We start from the raw sequence: 20,736 nt of genomic DNA on the forward strand, positions 1-20,736 counted from the left end.
CAGCGGCACCCGCGGCGCCCCCCGTACCCTCAGCCCAGCGGAAGGCTCGACTCCGCAACGGTCTCGTTGTCGGCTCCGAACGAGAACCACGCCCGAACCTCGTCGCCCGCGAGCACCGCCGGCAGCCAGAACCTGGCGTCATGCCACATCTCGTCGAGTGGAAGCTCGTCAACCGCGAACCACTCCGGAGCGAGCTCGTCAGACCCCACCGGCTCGCCCTGCCACACCTCGCCCACAAAGACGTTCGAGTTCTGACTCCAGCCTGGCCGAAACGGAAACCGATACTCCAACCGCCCGGCCGCGCGCAGGTCGCCCGGAGCGACACGGGTGCCCGTCTCCTCCGCCACCTCGCGAACGATAGCCTCGAGCGGGCTCTCCCCCGCCTCCACCTTGCCGCCAGGGCCCACGATCTTGCCCACCCCGAGCCCTGTGCGTTTGCGACCCAACAGAACTTCACGCCGGCCGCCGGCACGCACGCGCGTCAAATAGCAGACGCACACCTCGTACCCGGCCACGGGCATCCTTTCGCTCGTCTCGAACGGTTTTCGCTGAAGCTTTCGGCGGTCGTAGCGCCCCTGAATCGCTTTTCAGAGGTGCTTGAGCATGCGCGTGTTACCGAGCGTGTTCGGTTTCACGCGGGCGAGGTCGAGAAACTCGGCCACACCCTCGTCGGGTGAGCGAACGAGTTCGGCGTATACCTCGGGGGCGACGAGAGCGAGCGGCGACGCCACGAACCCGTTGCGCTCGAAGAAGGCCACCTCGAACGTCAGGCAGAACAGGCGCGAGAGGCCGAGCTCACGGGCATCCGTTTCGATGGAGTCGAGCAGCAGCCGCCCGACGCCCTTGCCGAGCCAGGCGCGGTCGACGGCCAGCGTGCGCACCTCGCCGAGGTCTTCCCAGAACACATGTAAGGCGCCGCAGCCGACGGGCGTTCCGTTCGCATCGACCGCGATGCGAAACTCTTGCACGGCCTCGTAGAACACCACGGAGTCTTTGCCGAGCAAGATGCGCTCTTGCACGAGCGGCTCGACCAGGCGCTGAATCCACGGCACATCAGACGTGCGCGCGCGCCGAACCGAAATCGACTCGGCTGGCGAGCGAACGGCTGACAGGTCTGCGCTGGTCATACCCCATCTTCCCAGCCCCGCCCGCAAACCGAAAACCGCCCCCCGGCTTGCCGCTTCGGCCAATGGATGCCCGGCCACCGAACCTCACTGCCCTCGCCACCGCGCCTCAGCCCGAGATCGCCTCCGCGCGCGTCAGCACGAGCAGATCCATGCGCCCAGACTGCACAACCTCGCCATTCTGGTTACGTACCGTGATCTCGCGCTCCGCCACCCCGGTCTTACCACTGCTAGCGAGCCTGGTCGACAGAATGTCGACGGTCACCGTCACCGTGTCTCCGATGAACACCGGATGCTCGAATCTCCACTTATCGACCCCGAGCAACGCCACGGCGCTGCCCTCGAACACCCCGGTACGAGCGATGAGCCCGAGGGTGAGTGAGGCCACGAGCATCCCATGCACCACCCGCTGCCCGTACCTGGTCTGTTTCGCGAACTCGACATCGGTGTGCACTTGGTTGTTGTCATTCGTCAGGCCTGCGAACATCACCACCTCAGCTTCGGTGATGGTCTTGCCCGGCGTTACGAACGTCTGACCGGCGTGGAGGTCTTCGAGGTAATACGGCACCCCAAAAGTATCTCGCACCGGGTGCCGTCACGCTCGTCTGCGTTCGCGCGGCCATGACCACCACAGACTCGGCGATACCCTTTGCCGACGCATAGCTATTCGTGAGCCCGCTATGACGTTTTGAGCCGGCTACACCGGTCTCAATGCGGCGTAACGGGCTCAGAACATGGGCGAAGTGCGCGAATCGCAGCGTGAGGGCGCGAGCTCGTGAGAGCGTGAGAGCGTGAGCTCGCGAGAGCGACGAAGCCCCAACGCCGAGAGGGGCCGACCACCGAAGTGGCCGACCCCTCTCGAACTACCGAACCGCGGGCATCCGCAGCGCGTCAGCTACTCGACGATCGTCGCCGTACCCGCACCCGCCGCGTCAGCAGCGGTGATGGCCGCCAACGGCTCCGGCGACGTGGTGAGGAAGGTGAACTCCCCGTCGACGAAGTCGACGTAGATGTGGTCACCCGCATTGAGCTCGCCGAGCAGAATGCGCTCGGAGAGCCGATCTTCGACCTCGTTCTGCATGGCGCGACGGAGCGGCCGAGCACCGAGCGACGGGTCGAAACCGACCTCGATGAGGCGCTCTTTCGCGGCCAGTGACAGCTCGATCGACAGGTCGCGGTCGAGCAACCGATCGCGCAGACGCCCGATGAACAGGTCGACGATCTGCAGCAGCTCTTCTTTCGACAGCTGCGGGAAGACGATCGTGTCATCGACTCGGTTCAAGAACTCGGGCTTGAAGTGCTTCTTCAGCTCTTCGTTGACCTTGCCCTTCATGCGGTCGTACGACGTCGAAACGTTCGTCGTCGACTGGAAGCCGATGGGCGACCCGGTGATGTCTTTCGTACCGAGGTTGGTCGTCATGATGATGACCGTGTTCTTGAAGTCGACAACGCGACCCTGACCATCGGTCAACCGGCCCTCTTCCAGAATCTGAAGCAGGGAGTTGAAGATATCCGGGTGGGCCTTCTCGATCTCATCGAACAGCACCACGCTGAAGGGCTTCCGACGAACCTTCTCGGTTAGCTGGCCACCCTCTTCGAAGCCGACGAATCCGGGAGGAGCACCGAACAGACGCGAAACGGTGTGCTTCTCGCCGTACTCCGACATGTCGAGCGAGATCAGAGCGTTCTCGTCGTCGAACAGGAATTCGGCGAGCGCCTTGGCGAGCTCGGTCTTACCAACACCCGTAGGGCCGGCGAAGATGAACGAACCCGAGGGGCGCTTCGGGTCTTTGAGGCCCGACCGCGTGCGGCGAATCGTGCGCGACAGAGCCGCGATGGCCTCTTCTTGCCCGATGACGCGCTCGTGCAGCGCCTTCTCCATGAACATGAGCCTCGACGACTCTTCTTCGGTGAGCTTGAACACCGGGATGCCCGTGGCCTGAGCCAGAACTTCGGCAATCAGCCCCTCGTCGACGATGCCAGACGCCTTCACATCGCCCGACTTCCACTTCTTCTCGAGCCGAAGACGCTCACCGAGCAGGTTCTTCTCTTCGTCACGAAGCGAAGCGGCCTTCTCGAAGTCTTGCTCCTCGATCGCAGCCTCTTTGCGACCGCGAACAGTCGAGATGCGGTCGTCGAACTCGCGCAGCTCGGGCGGAGCCGAGAGGATCGAGAGACGCAGACGCGCGCCGGCCTCGTCGATCAAATCGATGGCCTTGTCGGGCAGGAAGCGGTCGGCAACGTAGCGGTCGGCGAGGTTCGCCGCTGCGACGATGGCGCCATCGGTGATCGACACCTTGTGGAACGCCTCGTACTTGTCGCGAAGCCCCTTCAAGATGTTGATCGTGTGAGGCAACGTGGGCTCGGCAACCTGAATCGGCTGGAATCGACGTTCGAGCGCAGCATCCTTCTCGAAGTGCTTGCGGTACTCGTCGAGCGTGGTCGCACCGATGGTCTGCAGTTCACCGCGGGCGAGCAGTGGCTTCAGAATCGAAGCCGCATCGATTGCGCCCTCAGCAGCACCCGCACCGACGAGCGTGTGGATCTCATCGATGAACGTGATGATGTCGCCGCGGGTGCGAATCTCTTTGGTGACCTTCTTCAGGCGCTCTTCGAAATCGCCCCGGTATCTCGAACCCGCGATGAGCGAACCGAGGTCGAGCGTGTACAGCTGCTTGTCTTTCAGCGTCTCCGGCACGTCACCGCGAACAATCGCCTGGGCTAGGCCCTCGACGACAGCGGTCTTTCCCACGCCTGGTTCACCAATGAGAACAGGGTTGTTCTTCGATCGGCGCGACAGAATCTGCATCACGCGCTCGATCTCTTTCTCGCGCCCGATGACCGGGTCGAGTTTGTTGTCTCGAGCAGCCTGCGTGAGGTTGCGGCCGAACTGGTCGAGAATCTGCGACCCCTTGTCGGGAGCCTGGTCATTGCCTCCCACAGCAACAGCCTCCTTGCCTTGGTAACCCGAGAGGAGCTGAATGACCTGCTGGCGAACTCGGTTGAGGTCAGCGCCGAGCTTCACGAGAACCTGGGCTGCAACACCCTCGCCCTCGCGAATGAGACCGAGCAGAATGTGCTCGGTGCCGATGTAGTTGTGGCCGAGCTGCAGAGCCTCCCGAAGTGAGAGCTCGAGCACCTTCTTCGCCCGCGGCGTGAACGGGATGTGACCCGTCGGCTGCTGCTGGCCCTGGCCGATGATGTCTTGCACCTGCTCGCGCACTGCGTCGAGCGAAATGCCGAGGGATTCGAGAGCCTTGGCGGCTACACCCTCACCTTCGTGGATGAGCCCGAGCAGAATGTGCTCGGTACCGATGTAGTTGTGGTTGAGCATCTTGGCTTCTTCTTGGGCCAAAACGACGACGCGACGGGCTCGGTCTGTGAATCTCTCAAACATGCGCACTCCTTGGGTACCGGGGCAGAGACGGTATCCGGTACATAAAGGTTAACGATCCCGTGAAGCCTCGGGGGCTGTGTTCGCCCTAGGCATACATCGGGCATCCGGATGCCCGCCCGGCCCCCGAGGGCCAGCCTTCACCGCCTATTGTTCTGAGAAGCGGTACTGCGAGCGGCCGAAGTACTCGTCGCTACCCGACAGTCCGGCCCGCAGGCCCGAGTCGCCGATCTGCAACGCGATCGACACCCAGCCCGCTAGACCGTTCGGATCGGGGGTACGGCCGAGATAGTGCTCGTACATGAGCGAGACGCGCTCGCTGATGGTTTCGGTCGAATCCCAGAACTGGGCGACGACCCAATCTCGGCCGTGCTGGTTGACGAGATTCGACCAAAAAGCGTAGTCGGCGCTCGTGCCTTCGCGGTGCAGAAGCGTCTCGTAGATCGCCTTCATGAACGACGTGTTGTTGCCACCGTTGTTGTTGAAGTACTCCTGAGACGCGTAGAACGACGTCTCGATATCATCGGTGGTGATGCGGCCCTGCTGCATCCAGTGCAGCCAGTCGAGCCGGCCGGCCGGGTCGGCCCCTCGCCCGAGAATGGTCTGGTAGGCCGCATTGATACGGATGAGTCGGTACTCGTCACTCGTTACGAACCCCGTCGACACCGCACCGAGCGGCAGGCCGCGAGCGAACTGGGCGCGCCAGAACGATACCTCGGTCGGGCCGGGCAGGCGCCCCAGGAAGTCCCAGTACAGCGCGTTCACCACGGAGTTGATCTGCGGTTCGACGCCGGCCACAGGCGCGATGAGGCGTCGCATGATCACGTTGATCGTGGCCTGACTGGCAGCGCCAACGACGAATGACGTCGAATCTGAAGCGCTGGCGTAGTTGCTGGAACCGCCTTCGTTCACTGCGAACATCTCGTACGGAGGGTTGTCTCCTGTGTTCGGGTACAGCCCATCGAGCGAGTATGAGCCGTCGGCATCCAGTGTGTCTGCCTGGGCGATCGGCTTCCAGTAACCCGGTTTCGTGGTGTCAGGTATCGCAGCGAAGACCCCCGTGGTCGCCACAGGCGGAGGGGCCGTGCAGCCTTCGCACGTGATGTTTCCGACGACCTTTGCGCTCGGCACCATCATCCAGGTGATGAGTTGGGCCTGACCATCCGTCACCGTGACCTGGTTGCCGCTCGGGTTCGTGAACGTCGATTCCCACCAGTTCACGACGGGCTGGCCGCCTTTGGTCGTATCGGTGAAGAGCACCCAATAGTTTGCCGGTGCGAGCCCCGCGATGCTGAAAGTGCCGTCGGACTCTGAAACGGCGCTGCTTGAGAATTTCACGCCGCCGTTGTCATCGAACAGGAGGGCCGTGACAGTCACTCCGGCGATCGTCCGTCCCCCGTTGCTGTCGCGAACATCTCCGCTGATGCTCGCTGTACTACCGGCCGACGCCTTATCCTCCGACTGGGCCTGCGGACTCTTTGCGATAGGGGCCGACGTGTCGGGAACGCTCATCGGATGCGTCGGGGCCGGTAATGCCTCGAGCTGGCCCGGCGACGCGGTCGGCGAAGGGAGCGATGCAGTCTTTGGGAGAGAGGCCAGGGTTGCGGACGCAACCGCGGGTGTTGAAGACGCAACTGCCGGTGTCGCGGAGGCGAACGCGGGCGTCACCGCGAAGGTGGTGCCAACGACGACAAGTACGGCGACAGCCGCGGTAATGATTTTCATTTGTAACCCCAATGTGCCTTACCTCGATGGTTCTCCAGCGAGCCATCGCCCCCAGGCGATCCAAACAGAAGCTATCAGAGATTTTGCCTCGGTGGATGCTCGCCCCTATGCTGAGCGGATTCGTCGTCGAATACTTTCCACCGGGGGAATCACAGTTGAATTTTCGTTCGCGCGCGCTGCGCGTCGCCTTTGTCGCAGCACTTACGATCGGCGTGTCTGGATTGGGCGCGGGGCTCGCCCCGGCGGCATCCGCCACGCCGTATTCGCACGCATCGTCGTTGTTGGCGTCGGCGTCGGCGAATGCCGGCTTTCCCTCGAGCAGCCCAGTCACTCCGATCGCCGGACACGAGGTCGACACCGGCGTCATCGTGCTGGAGTTCGATCCCTCGCAGGCCGGTTTGTCCGCGGCGGTGAGCACGCCAGACCCCGCAGATTCGACAGCCATCTCGACGCAGACAGGCACCATCGCGGCCGACGGCTCGGTCACCATTCGCGACTTCGCCGGCCCGGCAGCGGTCTACCTTCAATCGGCGGATGGGCAGGTTCACGAGCTGGGCGGCGTGCCCCTGCCGGGCACCACGACGCATCGCCAGGCTGCTTCGATCTACCGTGGCCAGACCTGGACGTACGCGTATTCGAGCAACTCCGACACATTCACCGCGGTAGCCTTTCCCCCGACACCGGTGCAACCATCGACGGCAGCCGAAGTGGTCACCCAGATACCCATCACCCACTACACAGTGACGACATCGGGCGTAGCGGGCCAGGGCAACCTCGTCTTTCTGACGTTCTCATCTGTCAGCCCGAACGGCATCGGTGACCCGAACTACAGCAGCCAAGCGACGACGTACGTCTACGGAGCACCCGATGCTGTCGGTGGCAGCTTTATCAACCACGGCACCTATCACGTCGTAATTCCCGCGCTCTATAGCTACGGCGTGCACACCGTTGCATCATTCGATAAGTACGGGCGGCTGGTCGCCACGACCACCGTGGGTGATGCGACGATGCCGCCCGCGCCGCCCGGATCCAGCGCAGCCGCGCATCCGCTCGACACAGGCACCGTGCTGATTCAGGTCAGCAACATCATGTTCGGCACGATTTTCACTTCGACCGTCGCAGACCCCACGGCACCCGGCGCTCTCAGCGTCGTCAGCTCTAGCGTTGGTCATGGCGGTCTGGTCGCACTCACGAATTTCGCCGGGCCGGCGCGAATCGACGTCGAGTCGACACCTGAGAACAATTTCCCCGCAACATTGACTGGCGAAGTGAACATATATCGCGCGCAATTAGTGACGTACGGGTATCCCTCGGTGTCGAACGTCGACTCCAACCCCTTCGGACATTTCGGCCCGGCGCCGGCGCCCGTCATCCCCGCTTCGGCCGAAGAGGCCGAAGCCCTCACGCCTGTCGCGACGTCGACCGTCTCGCCGTCGTCGTGGCAGCCCGGATCAGACGTGACTCTCGATGTGACGAATGTGACGCCCACCGCGGCCACCGACGACGCCTCCCTGACGGTCGATAACTACGTCTACAGCACCCCGACTTTGCTCGGTTCATCGACCATTTCACTCGCGACCGCGGCCTCTGACGGCAGCCACGCCTATTCGTTCGTCGTTCCCGGCGCCTTCACGTCAGGGGGGCATGTCGCTGCGTCTTTCGACCAGTTCGGGCGTCTCGTCACGCTCGACCGGCTGGATGGGGCCGTCACGGCGGCCGGCTCAAACCCGGCAATTGCACCGGCCGCGACGTCGACCTCGAGCTCAGAGGCCCCATCCCAGACGGCTACTGCCGCCGCGGCCGACGCTACCGCACTGGCGAATACCGGCCAGAACGACCTGATCCCCGCGGGAATCGCCGCGACCGTGCTCTTCGGAGCCGGTGCGATCGTGCTTGCGGTCTCGTACCGCCGGCGGGCATCCACTCGTCGCCGCTGACCGCCGAACACACGATGAGCGGCGCATGCTAGGCGGAGCACAAGCCGCTGACCCGAATGAGAGTCGCTGGAGCCGCGCCCGAACCCGCCCCGGGGCTTCTACGATTACACCATGAGCAACCTCGAGCGCGATCCCGCCGAAGTCACCGAGTGTTCGAACGGCACGCCGGCCGGCGCTCCTACGGTGCTCCCCGACGGGACGGTGGGCACCGAACCTGCGCTCGAGATTCTGACTCCGCGCGAGGTTCCGCTCGGCGGCCCCCGGGCCATGACGGTGCGCCGAACCCTGCCGAGCAAGGCGCGCAGCATGATCGGCGCGTGGTGCTTTCTCGATCACTACGGCCCCGAGACTGTGGCGGCGACCGGCGGGATGCGCGTGCCACCGCACCCGCACACCGGACTGCAGACAGTCTCCTGGCTCTTCGAAGGCGAGATAGAGCACCGCGACAGCGTGGGCAGCTACGCCCTCGTGCGCCCGGGTGAACTCAACCTGATGACGGCGGGCCGAGGCGTGAGCCACTCTGAGGTATCGACGCCCGGCACTACGACGCTGCACGGCGCTCAGCTCTGGGTCGCACTGCCCGACGCCGAGCGGCACCGCCTGCCGTCATTCGAGAGCCATGTCTCGAAGAAGGTCAGCGTCGGCGATGCGCAGCTTCAGGTGTTCATGGGCACACTGGGCGGCGTGTTCGCCGAGGCGCTGACGTTCAGTGCGCTGGTGGCTGCGCAGATCGATCTGCCGGCGGGCGGCAGTGTCACGCTCGACGTGTCAGCAGAGCACGAACACGGAGTGTTGATCGATTCTGGGCGGGCGAGCATCCTGAACCGAATCGTCGAGCAGCACGAGCTGGCGTATCTGGCCCCCGGATGCTCGAGTCTTACCATTACGGCCGCCGATGCCCCCGCGCGATTGTTACTTATCGGCGGCGAACCCCTCGGCGAGAAGATTCTCATGTGGTGGAACTTCGTGGGCCGCACTCACGAAGAAGTGGTCGCCTATCGTGCCGCTTGGCAGGCGGAGGCCGTCGGCATCGATACTCCCGCGCCGCCCGGAACCGAGGGCTTCTTCGTGCCCACCCTGCCCGGCACCGCGCCCGACTTCGAGGGCGGCCCGCTGCCCGCTCCCGCGCTCCCCTCCGTGCGCCTGAAGCCCCGCCCTGACCCGCCCGCCGGTTGAGTAGCCACGCGACAGCGAGGCGTATCGAAAAACCGCACCTCGACTCGGTTTCGATACGCGGCTACGCCGCTACTCAACCAGCGGCTACTGCAGGCCGGAGGTCAGCCGCGCGAGGTTGTCGAGGATGGTCGAACGGAGGGGCTGCTTCTCCCACTCGTCGAGCGTGAGCTCGCGGCTCTGCGCTCGATAGCCGTCTTCAACCACGCGCATGTCACGCACAAACGACGCGCCGCGCACCATCATCGAGACCTCCATGTTGAGGCTGAACGAGCGGATGTCCATGTTGCTCGACCCGATCACCGCCACATCGTCGTCGATCGTGAAGTGCTTCGCGTGCAAGATGTACGGCGCCCGGTACATCCAGATCTGCACGCCCGCCCGCAGCAGCGCCTCGTAGTACGAACGTTGAGCGTGGTAGACGAGCGCCTGGTCGCCGATCTCCGAGACGAACAGCTGCACCTCGACCCCGCGCTGCGTGGCAGTCGTGATGGCGTAGAGCATCGAGTCGTCGGGCACGAAGTACGGCGACGTGATGATGATGCGTTTCTGCGCGTAATACAGCAGCGCCAGAAAGAGGCGCAGATTGTTCTCGCCGTCGAAGCCGGGCCCGCTCGGCACCACCTGGCAGTCGAGCGCATCATCGGTGTCGAACACTACGGCGGGCGTGATCGCCTCGGTCTCGCGCAGCAGCAATTCGTTGGTCTCGCTGTACCAATCGGTGATGAAAATGGCGTTCAGACCGTTCACAATGGGGCCCTGCACCCGCGTCATGATGTCTCTCCACTGCAGACCGCGTCGCTTATTGGCGCGCGAGTTGTAGCTGCGGTCGATCAGGTTCTGCGACCCCATGTATCCCACGCGCCCGTCGATGACGAGCACCTTGCGATGGTTGCGCAGATCGGGCCGCTGCCATCTGCCCCGGTAGGGCTGAACGGGCAGCATGAAGCTCCAGCTGACGCCGATCTTCTTCAGCTGTTTGATCGTGCGGCGGTGGCCCGGCGAGCGAATGGATGCCACGTGGTCGAGCAACACCCGAACGATCACCCCGCGCTTCACCGCCGCCTCGAGCGCCCCGAAGAACAACTTGGTCGCCGGGTCGTACGACATGATGTAGAACTCGCAGTGCACGAAACGCGTGGCGGTGTTGATGTCGGCGGTCATCTCGGCGAGCGACTGCGCGTAGTCGCCGATCAGCCTGGCCTTGTTTCCACCCACCAGAGGCATGGCGCCGAGGTGGCGGTTGAGCTCGACCACAGATCGCAACCACGCGGGCCATGGATGATCGTTGCTGACCTGATCGATACCTTCGGTGGTCTCGATGATGAAGTCGTTGATCGCTTGCTGTTTGTCTCGCCGTTTCTTGGGCAGTTTGTAACTACCGATGATCAGAAAGACGATCAACCCGAGGTACGGGATCAAGAAGATGGCGAGCAACCAGGCCATCGCCGAACTCGGCCGCCTGTTTCGGGGCACCACGATGATGGCGGTGATTCGAACGCCGAGATCGAACAGAAAAAGCAGAACGATGACGATGGCGACCATCTCAGACCCGTCGATGGGCAGCACCTTCCGTTGACGCAAAACACGTTGACGCAAATCATGTTGACGCGAATCAGCTAGTCAACCGTATCGTCTTGGCGGGCGCGCCCGCGCAGCTAGTGCGACACCCCAGGCCGTCCGGGAAGCGGCGTGAAACAGCTCTACAGCCCGCGCTTGGCGCGCTCTTCGTCCTCGTACTTCGCCAGAGTCTTGCGTTCGGTCTTGTCAGAGCGCATGATCGCTCGCATGATGAACCAGAACAGAAGGCCGACGGCGACCGTCGGCAGTAGCGCAGCGAAGTCAGCCCAGATGCCATCCATAACTCTTCAACAATACGCCTTCAAAAAGTGAGGCGAATCTCGGCCGCTCTCAGTGGGACTTTGTGATGAAGTCGACGAATCCCACGATCAAGAACGTCAGTCCGACTCCCGCCACAATGAGGCGGGCAGCGACGAGCCTGCGGTGTTTCTCGTGTTCTTCGGCCGCCAGCTCTTCGGGGGTCTTCGCCTGCTCAGGCGCATCCGCATCACTTGTATTCGAATTCTCATCAGACGCACTCAGCGCGTCAGTCGCACTCAGCGCGCGCTTGTCGCCCGAGACGGGCGGCCCGTCGAGCCCCCCGGGCTTACCGGGTTCGAGTGAACTCATCAGTGGCCTCCCGTAACGATGCCGTAGATTCCGCTGATCAAGAAGTACAGCCCGACGGCGGCCACCCCGACCCAGATCGCAATTCGCCCGCTCGACGGCTTCTTCGGTGTCTTGTCGTCGGGATCGGCACTCCTTTTGGCAGGCTCTTCGGGTATGTAACTCATGTCAAGTTCACTTCACTAGCGGAAAAAGAATGGTCTCACGAATGCCGAGCCCGGTGAGGGCCATCAGCAGCCGGTCGATGCCCATTCCGAGCCCGCCCGAGGGCGGCATGCCGAATTCGAGCGCACGCAGAAACTCTTCGTCGAGGCGCATGGCCTCATCGTCGCCGGCCGCGCCGAGGCGTGCCTGCTCGATGAACCTTTCGCGCTGAATCACCGGGTCGACGAGTTCAGAGTACGCCGTCGCGAGCTCGAAACCGCGAATGTACAGATCCCACTTTTCAACGACGCCCTCGATCGACCGGTGCGAGCGGGTGAGCGGGCTGGTCTCGAGCGGAAAGTCCATGACGAAGGTGGGCCGCACGAGGTCGCCCTTGACGAAGTGCTCCCACAGCTCCTCGACGTACTTGCCGTGGTTCGGCACGTGCACCTCGACGCCCTCGGCTTCGGCGAGCGCCTTCAGTTCGTCGGTGCCTGTCTGTGGGGTGACGTGGATGCCCGCCGAACCGTACTTCGCTTGAATAGCCTCGCTCAGCGACTCGTACATGCTGATGCGATCCCAGTCACCGCCGAGGTCGTACTCGGTGCCGTCGGCCCAGGTGACCACGTGCGAGCCCGCGACGGCGAGCGCCGCGTTCTGAATCAGCGTCTGCGTCAGTTCGGCCATGGTGTTGTAGTCGCCGTAGGCTTCGTACGCCTCGAGCATCGCGAACTCCGGCGAATGCGTGGAGTCGGCGCCTTCGTTTCGAAAGTTGCGGTTGATCTCGAACACGCGGTCGATTCCGCCCACCACGGCGCGCTTCAAGAACAGCTCGGGCGCGATGCGCAGGTACAGCTCGGTGTCGAACGCGTTCGAGTGCGTCGAGAACGGGCGGGCCGCCGCGCCGCCGTGCATGGTCTGCAGCATGGGCGTCTCGACCTCGATGTAGGCGCGGTCGTCGAACGTCTTGCGCAGACTCGCCACCACCGCGGCGCGGGTGCGCACCATGACGCGAGCCTCGTCGCGCACGATGAGGTCGAGGTACCGGGCGCGCATGCGCGTCTCTTCGCTGAGCTCGGAATGCAGGTTCGGCAGCGGCAGCAGCGCCTTCGAGGCGATCTGCCATGCGGCAACCATCACCGAGAGCTCGCCGGTGCGCGACGAAATCACTTCGCCGTTGATGAACAGGTGATCGCCCAGGTCGACCAGCTCTTTGAAAACCGCGAGTGACTCTTCGCCGATCAGCGCCTGCGAGAACATGCCCTGAATTCGCGTGCCGTCGCCGGCCTGCAGCGACACGAAACAGAGCTTGCCCTTGTTGCGCAGAAACACCACTCGGCCGGCCAGGCCCATCACATCGCCCGTCGTTTCGTCGGCGGCGAGTTCGGGGTATTTCGCGCGAACCGCTGCGATGGTGGTGGTCACGGGAACACCGACGGGGTACGCCTCGAGGCCGGTTTCGAGCATCCGTTCGCGCTTGGCCATACGAATGACCTGCTGCTCGCTGGCCGCGGCAGCCTCAGCCGCTTCTTCGGCCGCGCGCTCTTCGGCCGCGGCATCGTTCGCCAGGGCCTCGGCGGCTGCCGCTGCCGCGCTGAGGTCGGCGTTCGCCTCAGCGGGCGCGAATGGATGTTCGGGGTTGCTCGTCATGCGAAAGGGGCTCCTTGAAGTCGCCCCAAGTTTACCCGGCGCGCCCTGAGAGGCTTGTCGCACCCACCTTCGCGCATCCGTTTGACGAAAAAGCACCTCTTCAGGCCCGTTAAGGTGCCTTTGCGACAAACCGAGCACCTGAGGCGGGCGCGGGGGCAGGGAGGGTGGGAAAGCAGGGAGGGCAGAGTGCGCGGTCAGCCGCCGAGGTAGACGAGGGCGTTGTCGATCAGGCGGGTAGCGCCCACGCGGGCCGCCACGAGCACGATGGCTTTACCGTGGTAGCCGTCGTCGACCGGAAGAAACGTGGTGGGGTTCACCACGGCGAGGTACTCGAGGTCGACCAGCGGCTCGCCCATGCTGGCCGACTGGGCCGCGGCGATGACGGCGTCGATTCCGCCGTCGGCAGCCGAATCGGCGGCTTCGAGGGTGTGCGAGAGCACGCGGGCGGCGAGGCGCTCACGCTCGTCGAGAAAACGGTTGCGGCTCGACAGCGCGAGACCGTCTTTCTCGCGAACGGTCTCGACGACTTCTACCGTGACCGCAATGTTCAGGTCGCGAACCATTCGGCTCACCACGAAGACCTGCTGGGCATCTTTCTGCCCGAACAGCACCGCATCGGGCTGCACGATGCCCAGCAGTTTGTTCACGACGACGAGCACTCCGTCGAAGTGGCCGGCCCGGCTGCGGCCCTCGAGCAGGTTGCCCACGTTTCCGGCGGTGAGCTTCGTCTGCGTCTTGCCGTCGGGGTACATCTCGGCGACACTTGGGGCGAAGACGATGGTGGGGGCGCCCCCTGACGCCGCCTCGATGGTGGCGAGGTCTGCGTCGAGAGCGCGCGGGTAGCGGTCGAGGTCTTCGCTCTCGTTGAACTGCAGCGGGTTCACGAAGATCGAGACCACCACGATGTCGGCGATCTCGCGAGCGCGGGCGATCAGCGCCAGGTGCCCGGCGTGCAACGCACCCATCGTGGGCACGAGCGCGACGCGGCCAGCGGATGCCCGGCTCAGGTCTTCGGCCGAGGGTCGCCCTTCGGTGTCGGCAGTGTCGGCACCCGCAGCGTGGCCTGATGAAGCCGTGGCGCCTGCCTGGGTGGCAGCAGACGCGCGGGCATTCGCGCGCGCCGCGGCGATCTCGGCGCGCACGTCATCGATCGTGACAGCGAGTGTCGGCACGGGTTCTCCTTCTCTGCGCGAAGCGTCGTAGCTTCGCGGGCCGCACTGCGGCCTCACGTGATGTGCGCTGCGGCCGGATTCGGGCCCACGAGGGCGGCCCGGCTTGAGCGCGATACCAGACGATGCTACTCGCTACACGCCGCCCTCTCGCCCCGAGCCCATCGCGCCGACGAGACGGACAGCCCGCTACAGGCCGGCCTCTAGACCTAAACCGAAGGCATCGTCGGGGCCCGCGGCCCGCTGCAGTGCGTTCTCGACCGACGAGCGCACGAGCGGAGCCAGCACCCGACCGGGCGAAGGTATACCGATCGAGCTCAGGATGCCCGTGGCTTGGTCGACGATGGCGCTCGAGAACGTCGTGGCGGTCTCGATGGCCTCTGCGTAAGCCGCCCGGTCTCGTTCGGCAATCACCACAGGTTCGCCGCCCATCTCCACCACGAGGGCCTGGCCGATCGGCAGCACGGGCGTGGGAGCGGTGACCGCGAAGTAGGTTCCGGCGAGGCGGTTGATGTCGATGCTCGAGCCGGTGAAAGCCATGGCGGGGTGGAGCGCGAGCGGTATCGCTCCGGCGGCAAGCGCCGGTGCGAGCACTCCTATACCGAACCCCGGCGCGGTGTGCACCACGAGCTGGCCGGGCTGCCACGCTCCTGTCGCCGCGAGCCCCGCGACCAATGCTTCGAGCTCGCTCGACGGCACCGCGATGAGCACGAGTTCGCTGCGCTCGATGAGCAGCGGAATATCGAGAATCGGCGCGCCCGGCAACATCACCTCGGCGCGCTCGCGGCTCGACTCCGACACCGCGGCAACACCCACGATCGCGTGGCCGGCCCCGGCCAGCGCTGCACCCAGCACAGGCCCCACCCGGCCCGCGCCGATGATGCCGATTCCGAGCCGCCCCGATCGTTGCGCGGGGTTCGTGGGGGTCATACGTGTCGTCCTGTTCGTCGTGCCGGCAGCACCGTCGCGGCTGCCCAGCGGTGCGAGGAGTCGGCGGCAGCCGCCACGATGGCAGCCGCCGAGAGTGACTCGAAGGCGGCAACGGCGAGCCCGCGATCGATGACGCCGAGACTGGCCCGCACGGGCCCCGCGATGGTGATGAAGTGCAGGGCGGCGAGGCCGAGCATCCGCCGCACCGGGCCTTGCGCCACGTGCAGGCTCTGCATGCGGGCCAGCGGCACCACCATGAGCCGGCGCCAGAAGAACCCCGAACGAAGCAGCACCGCATCGGCCGTGGTGGCGTACCCCGTGCGCCGCCACGAGAAGGGGCGCAGCACGATGGCGCGCCCGGGGGCACCTGTGAAGCCCGCACCGTGTGAGGCGGAGAGCCCGGCCACCACGAGGTGCTGGGTCTCGGCGCCGGTCAGGCCCGGCAGCAGCAGGCCAAGCACCTTGTCGACATCGGCCTGGCGACCCACCGGCAGCAGCAGCGTGTGATGCTGGCTCGCCGAACCGTGCGATGACGCGTGGCCGGCACGGTTGATGCGAATCATCCACCAGCCGAAGGGGCGCCACAGCAACGGCTGGGTCACCTCGATGGCGTGTATTCGCCCGGGCGGCAGCGTGTCGTTGCTCGTGGTGAGCAGCCCGAACCCGATGCGCACGCCGTCGGGCGTCGCGGCGATGGAATACCGCGCCGACTTCGTGAACCGCCGCACATAGAACCCCAGCGAACCCAGAAGGCTCGGCAGCAGCAGCACCAGAATGAACGCGTGATGCACCCAGCTCGACGACACGATGAGCGCCGCGACCACGAGCAGCAAGAACACCGTGAACTCGCTCAGCACCAGCGACCCGATCAGCCGCAGTGGGGTGATTTTCACCACCGACTCGGCCATCGCTTCGGCGGGGTCGAGTTCGGGCGCAAGCAGCTCTTGCAGCCGCCTGTTGACGAGCCCTGGTTGCGCGGTGGCTTCGTCGGCCACGTCACGAGAGCTCGTCGATCCGCCCGGTGAACCCGGAGCCTGCACTCCGGATGCCCGGCGTAAGATCTCGCGTCGAAGCTCGTCGACCTGCCCCGACCCCAGATACGCCAGGTCGACCTTCGCGTCTTGCCCCGCCACGCTCAGCTCGATCTTCGCCGCCCCGAACAGCCGCGCGAAGAACGGTCGGGTGATGTGGATGCTCTGAATCCGGTCGAGCCGCGCCTGCCTGTTGTGGCGAAAAAGCACCCCGTTTCTCACCTCGACCGCTTCGTCACTTATGCGAAAACTGTGCATGCGCCAGGCCACCGCGAAGGCGGCGATCGAGAGCACCAGCACACCCGCGATGATCAGCAGCGCGATTCCGGTCTGGCCGTGGTCGTAGACGAGCGCCACGATGTCGCCGTTATCGCCGGCGCCGGGGCCGGGGCCAGACCCGGGGCCTCCCCCGCCGTCGACCGGCCCGGTCGGCAGAAACAGGTCGACGAGGCGCTCGCGCAGGTTTGCCAGAATGAACCACAGAATCGCCACAAGCGCGAACCCGCCCTTGAGCAGCGGCGACGCCCAGTACAGCCGGTGCCACTCACCGTCGGCGAGCCGCGCAGCGTACCCGCGCGCGGGCGGTGTGATCGGTGCCGACGGCTCGCCGGGCGTGCCCGATGGGCTCGACCAGACCGGCGCGTGCATCGCAGACGCCGCCGGCGCCGCGCCCGAAGTCGACTCCGCCGGGCCCGCGTGCAGCCCGATGCCGACAGGCGCCGCGCCCGAGTCGCTCACAACCCCGACCTTCGGGTCTCGGCCAGTGCCACCAGCCGGTCGCGCAACTCGTCGGCCACCGCCTCGGGCAACCCCGGAATCGACACCGCCGTCGTGGCGGCAGCCGTCACGAACTTCAGGTCGCTCAGCCCGAGCAGCCGCCCGAGCGGCCCCCGATTCACGTCGATGAGCTGCATGCGCCCGTAGGGAACGGCGACCACACGAAAGAACATGATTCCGCGGCGCATCAGCAGGTCGTCGGCACGCAGCTGATACCCGATGGCCCGAGCGCGGCGCGGGGCCACCACGAGCAAGATCAGGGCGATGAGGATGCTCGCCCCGAGCATCCACCAGCCGAACCACCAGCCCACCACCACGATGAAGAACACGCTGATCGCAGCGAAGATCACGCCGGTCACCAGAGAAGCAGCGATTTCGACGGCCACGTACTTGGGGCTGACTCGCTGCCAGTCGCTACCCGGTTCTTCGAAACGAGCTGCAGACAGCCGACGCGAGTCAGTGGTTTTGCTCACCTGCTCAGCTTAACCGCCGGTCGGGGGCCGGCTCCCGGTGATCGGGATCTTCTGGGGGAAGGGTGCAGAGCTTCTCGGCCACGAGCCCGCAGGCCAGCAGCACAACTCCCGCCACGGCAGCGGCGATGGCCAGCCAGAGCGATGAGACCGCCGGAACGACCGCCCGCGACAGCAAGTAGACCACCACGCCGAGGCCGACGCCCGCGATCAGCGACCCGACCATGCTCGAGGCCTTCGCCAGCACAGCGACGCGCATCGCGCGGAACGGGTTGATGGGGTTCAGGTTGGTTCCGCGAATGGCGCGCGCAATGGGCACAGCGAGCACAACCACGATCGCCCCGGCCGCCACGAGGGTGATCGAGAGCGAGATGGGCAGCGAGATGATGGGCTGCCCCGACGAGGCGAGGCCCACTTCGACGAAGAAGCCGACCACTGCGCCGGCGAGGCCGAGCAGAACGAGGGTGAGCGGGCGGGTGCGCTTCATCGTTCCCACCGCGCATACAATCGGGGGCTCTCGTAGGTCGCCGCGAGCAACGGAGTGATGGGGCCATGGCCCGGCAGCTCTGCGTTCGGCTGAATCTCGTGCCACGGCGCCAGCACGAAGGCGCGTTCATGGGCACGCGGATGCGGCAACGTCAACGTGTCGTCGTGCTGCTCGAGACCGGCGAACGTGATGATGTCGAGGTCGAGAGTGCGGTCGCCCCAGCGTTCGACGCGCACGCGATCGTGCGCCTGCTCCACCACGTGCAGCGCCTCGAGCAGCGCGTGCGGCTGCAGCGCCGAACGCACGAGCAGCACCGCATTCAAATAGGCCGGAGCGCTCAGATCGATACCCTCGGGCTTCAGCGCATCGGTCTCGTAGAGGCTCGACACCGCGTCGACGATGATGCCGTCGGTGCGCCCGATCTCGGCCACGGCCGCACGCAGAATCGCCTCGCGGTCGCCCAGGTTGCTGCCGAGAGCGATCACGGCAGGCAGCGTCGGGCGCAGCTTCTCTTGCCTCATCACCGGCTCCTAGTGATGCTGATCGACACGTCGCTGAACGGCACAGTGATAGGCGCTTCTGGCTTATGCACTGTGACGCGAACCCTCTGCGCCACGTCGTGGGCGAGCACGACCTGGGCTACTCGTTCGGCGAGCGTCTCGATGAGATCGACGGGCTCGTTCGTGGCCGCGTCGGTCACTTCGACCGCCAGTTCACCGTAATTCAGAGTCTGGTCGAGGTCGTCTGCCGCCGCGGCGCCCGACGTATTGAGCCACACGGTCAGGTCGATGACGAAGGGCTGGCCATCGCGACGTTCGAAGTCGTAGACGCCATGGTGTGCCTGCACACGCAGGCCTGTCAGTGTCAGAGAGTCGGGTTCAATAGGCACGATTCGCAGACTAGCGGATGCTCTGCTCTCGTCACTCATCGAGCCCCCCGCTTCCACTGCTCGGCTACCGACAGCGCGGCTTTCGTGGTCTCGACGTCGTGCACGCGCACCGCCCAGGCGCCGGCCTCGGCGGCGAGTGCGGCGGTCACCGCAGAGACGAAGTCACGGTCATCCATCGGCGCACCCTCAGGCACCAGCTCGCCGAGAAAGCGCTTGCGCGAAGCGCCGATGACCACCGGCAGGCCGATGCGGGTGAAGTGGTCGAGGTGGCCCAAGATCTTCCAGTTGTGCTCGGAGTTCTTCGCGAAACCGAGCCCGGGGTCGATGAGCAGCTTGTCGGGGTTGACTCCGCGCACGACCAACTCGGCGACGCGATATTCGAGTTCGCCCGCGACCTCTCTGACGACGTCGGTGTAGGTCGCCTTCTGGTTCATGGTGGCGCTGTGACCGCGCCAGTGCGACACGATGAACGGGGCGTCGAGCCTGATGATGACGTCGCGCATGCCCTCGTCGCTCAGGCCGCCCGAGACGTCGTTCACGATCACGGCGCCGGCCTCGATGGCGGCTTCGGCGGTCGAGGCGTTCATGGTGTCGACGCTGAGGGCGATGCCGCGCCGGGCGAGTTCGGTGATCACCGGGATGACGCGGCTCTGCTCTTCGGCGACCGGAATGCGCCTGGCGCCCGGCCTCGTCGACTCACCACCCACGTCGATGAGGTCGGCGCCGGCGGCTGCGAGCTCTACCCCGTGGGCGATGGCGGCCTCGGTGCGAAGCCATCGGCCGCCGTCGCTGAACGAGTCCGTCGTCACATTGAGCACGCCCATGATGAGGCTGCGCCCGGTGGGCAGCGCCTGCCAGTTCGGCTTCGCTGCGTCAGACTGCTGGCGCCGGCGTTGTGAGAACGCGGCGCCGACATCGGTCATAGGGCTACTCCGTGCGCACTCGATTCGCCGGCGGCAGCGGGCAGATCGCCGGCGGCAGGTGAAACGGCTGCAGCGGCGGGTGGAACGGCTGCCGCGGCAGGTGCTACGGCAGCCGGAGGTGCAGCGATCAGCGCCATGAGTTCTGCGCGCGCGGCGGGTTCGGCGAGGGTGCCGCGGCTCGCGATGGTGACCGTGCTGCTCTCGGTCTGCCGAGGGCCGCGAAAAGTCACGCAGCCATGGGTTGCTTCGAGCACCACGAGCACGCCCCGGGCATCCAGACCGTCTGACAGGGTCTCGGCGATCTGCTCGCCCAGACGCTCTTGCAGTTGAGGGCGAGAGGCCAGAACGTCGACGAGAGCGGGCAGCCGGCCGAGGCCGACGAGCCGGTCGCTCGGCACGTAGGCGATGTGCGCGGTGCCGAGAAAGGGCAGCAGATGGTGTTCACAGACCGAACGAAACCGTATGTCGCGCATGAGCACGGGTTCGGCGCCAGCGCGGTCGGCGGTGCCGCTCGCACCGCTGTCGCTATCGCTGGCGTCGAGCGGAAAGGTCTCACCGAGCGCCGCACGCGCGTCGACGCCTACGCCCGAGAAGAACTCGGCGTAAGCGTCGGCCACGCGCTGCGGCGTGCTCTCGAGCCCGGGGCGAGCGGGGTTTTCACCGATCGCCTCGAGAAGCTCGAGCACAGCTTTTTCGATACGTGCCTGATCTACCACGACAGCTATG

The 20,736-nt window shown here is 65.4% G+C and carries 20 protein-coding genes and 1 pseudogene; 2 read left to right on the top strand and 19 right to left on the bottom strand.

Features of this window, described 5'->3' with window-relative positions:
- Positions 1 to 29 precede the first annotated feature (29 nt).
- The 5 genes from IEX24_RS11145 to IEX24_RS11165 all read right to left on the bottom strand — a co-directional run bounded on the left by IEX24_RS11145 (position 30) and on the right by IEX24_RS11165 (position 6,243).
- Positions 30 to 515, bottom strand: coding sequence for an 8-oxo-dGTP diphosphatase (locus IEX24_RS11145; RefSeq protein WP_307821416.1), 486 nt, complete (start codon positions 513 to 515; stop codon positions 30 to 32).
- Positions 516 to 587: 72 nt separating this feature from the next.
- Entirely contained in the window at positions 588 to 1,127 is a 540-nt protein-coding gene (locus IEX24_RS11150) for an amino-acid N-acetyltransferase (protein WP_188678295.1), read from the bottom strand.
- 106 nt (positions 1,128 to 1,233) lie between these two features.
- The gene (locus tag IEX24_RS11155) at positions 1,234 to 1,692 is read right to left on the bottom strand and encodes a MaoC/PaaZ C-terminal domain-containing protein (protein WP_188678297.1); all 459 of its coding nucleotides are present in this window, start codon (positions 1,690 to 1,692) and stop codon (positions 1,234 to 1,236) included.
- 327 nt (positions 1,693 to 2,019) lie between these two features.
- The gene (locus tag IEX24_RS11160; protein ID WP_188678298.1) at positions 2,020 to 4,521 is read right to left on the bottom strand and encodes an ATP-dependent Clp protease ATP-binding subunit; all 2,502 of its coding nucleotides are present in this window, start codon (positions 4,519 to 4,521) and stop codon (positions 2,020 to 2,022) included.
- A gap of 144 nt (positions 4,522 to 4,665) precedes the next feature.
- Positions 4,666 to 6,243: a DUF4214 domain-containing protein gene (locus IEX24_RS11165; protein WP_188678301.1), complete on the bottom strand. Its 1,578-nt coding sequence runs from the start codon at positions 6,241 to 6,243 to the stop codon at positions 4,666 to 4,668.
- Between the two features lie 95 nt (positions 6,244 to 6,338).
- Between IEX24_RS11165 and IEX24_RS11170 the strand changes: the two genes are divergently transcribed.
- Together IEX24_RS11170 and IEX24_RS11175 are read left to right on the top strand one after the other, a co-directional pair.
- Positions 6,339 to 8,180, top strand: coding sequence for a hypothetical protein (locus IEX24_RS11170; RefSeq protein WP_188678303.1), 1,842 nt, complete (start codon positions 6,339 to 6,341; stop codon positions 8,178 to 8,180).
- A 111-nt stretch (positions 8,181 to 8,291) separates the two neighbouring features.
- Positions 8,292 to 9,356, top strand: coding sequence for a pirin family protein (locus tag IEX24_RS11175; RefSeq protein ID WP_188678305.1), 1,065 nt, complete (start codon positions 8,292 to 8,294; stop codon positions 9,354 to 9,356).
- Positions 9,357 to 9,440: 84 nt separating this feature from the next.
- Here IEX24_RS11175 and cls read toward each other — a convergent pair whose 3' ends face one another.
- The 14 genes and pseudogenes from cls to folE form a co-directional block, all read right to left on the bottom strand.
- Positions 9,441 to 10,898, bottom strand: a complete 1,458-nt coding sequence (gene cls, locus IEX24_RS11180) for a cardiolipin synthase (RefSeq protein WP_188679028.1) — start codon at positions 10,896 to 10,898, stop codon at positions 9,441 to 9,443.
- A 158-nt stretch (positions 10,899 to 11,056) separates the two neighbouring features.
- On the bottom strand, positions 11,057 to 11,215 hold the full coding sequence (locus IEX24_RS11185; protein ID WP_188678307.1) for a hypothetical protein: 159 nt from the start codon (positions 11,213 to 11,215) through the stop codon (positions 11,057 to 11,059).
- Between the two features lie 49 nt (positions 11,216 to 11,264).
- Positions 11,265 to 11,543, bottom strand: coding sequence for a hypothetical protein (locus IEX24_RS11190; RefSeq protein WP_188678308.1), 279 nt, complete (start codon positions 11,541 to 11,543; stop codon positions 11,265 to 11,267).
- Positions 11,543 to 11,707 carry a hypothetical protein gene (locus IEX24_RS11195; protein ID WP_188678310.1) on the bottom strand — a complete coding sequence of 55 codons (165 nt, stop codon included), beginning with the start codon at positions 11,705 to 11,707 and terminating at the stop codon, positions 11,543 to 11,545. The genes IEX24_RS11190 and IEX24_RS11195 overlap by 1 nt, the downstream gene beginning before the upstream one ends.
- 7 nt (positions 11,708 to 11,714) lie before the next feature.
- Entirely contained in the window at positions 11,715 to 13,334 is a 1,620-nt protein-coding gene (lysS, locus tag IEX24_RS11200; protein ID WP_188678312.1) for a lysine--tRNA ligase, read from the bottom strand.
- A gap of 194 nt (positions 13,335 to 13,528) precedes the next feature.
- On the bottom strand, positions 13,529 to 14,341 hold the full coding sequence (gene panC / locus IEX24_RS11205) for a pantoate--beta-alanine ligase (RefSeq protein ID WP_239083134.1): 813 nt from the start codon (positions 14,339 to 14,341) through the stop codon (positions 13,529 to 13,531).
- A 351-nt stretch (positions 14,342 to 14,692) separates the two neighbouring features.
- The gene (locus tag IEX24_RS11210) at positions 14,693 to 15,433 is read right to left on the bottom strand and encodes a Rossmann-like and DUF2520 domain-containing protein (protein ID WP_188678314.1); all 741 of its coding nucleotides are present in this window, start codon (positions 15,431 to 15,433) and stop codon (positions 14,693 to 14,695) included.
- On the bottom strand, positions 15,430 to 17,202 hold the full coding sequence (locus tag IEX24_RS11215) for a PH domain-containing protein (protein WP_229715257.1): 1,773 nt from the start codon (positions 17,200 to 17,202) through the stop codon (positions 15,430 to 15,432). The genes IEX24_RS11210 and IEX24_RS11215 overlap by 4 nt, the downstream gene beginning before the upstream one ends.
- Positions 17,199 to 17,714 (bottom strand): PH domain-containing protein, encoded by a 516-nt coding sequence (locus IEX24_RS11220; RefSeq protein WP_229715258.1) that lies wholly within the window; start codon positions 17,712 to 17,714, stop codon positions 17,199 to 17,201. Before IEX24_RS11220 ends, IEX24_RS11215 begins: the two co-directional genes overlap by 4 nt.
- Positions 17,715 to 17,718: 4 nt before the next feature.
- Positions 17,719 to 18,198, bottom strand: a complete 480-nt coding sequence (locus IEX24_RS11225) for a DUF3180 domain-containing protein (protein WP_188678316.1) — start codon at positions 18,196 to 18,198, stop codon at positions 17,719 to 17,721.
- Positions 18,195 to 18,719, bottom strand: a complete 525-nt coding sequence (gene folK, locus IEX24_RS11230; RefSeq protein WP_188678319.1) for a 2-amino-4-hydroxy-6-hydroxymethyldihydropteridine diphosphokinase — start codon at positions 18,717 to 18,719, stop codon at positions 18,195 to 18,197. The genes IEX24_RS11225 and folK overlap by 4 nt, the downstream gene beginning before the upstream one ends.
- Positions 18,719 to 19,087: a dihydroneopterin aldolase gene (folB, locus tag IEX24_RS11235; protein WP_229715259.1), complete on the bottom strand. Its 369-nt coding sequence runs from the start codon at positions 19,085 to 19,087 to the stop codon at positions 18,719 to 18,721. The genes folK and folB overlap by 1 nt, the downstream gene beginning before the upstream one ends.
- A gap of 35 nt (positions 19,088 to 19,122) precedes the next feature.
- Complete coding sequence (gene folP / locus IEX24_RS11240) at positions 19,123 to 20,010, bottom strand: dihydropteroate synthase (RefSeq protein WP_229715260.1); 888 nt, start codon at positions 20,008 to 20,010, stop codon at positions 19,123 to 19,125.
- Positions 20,011 to 20,126: 116 nt separating this feature from the next.
- Positions 20,127 to 20,735: pseudogene (gene folE, locus IEX24_RS11245) on the bottom strand (GTP cyclohydrolase I); the annotation flags it as partial.
- Between the last annotated feature and the right edge of the window lies 1 nt (position 20,736).

Source organism: Subtercola lobariae (assembly GCF_014640255.1).
Classification (GTDB): Bacteria; Actinomycetota; Actinomycetes; order Actinomycetales; family Microbacteriaceae; genus Subtercola; species Subtercola lobariae.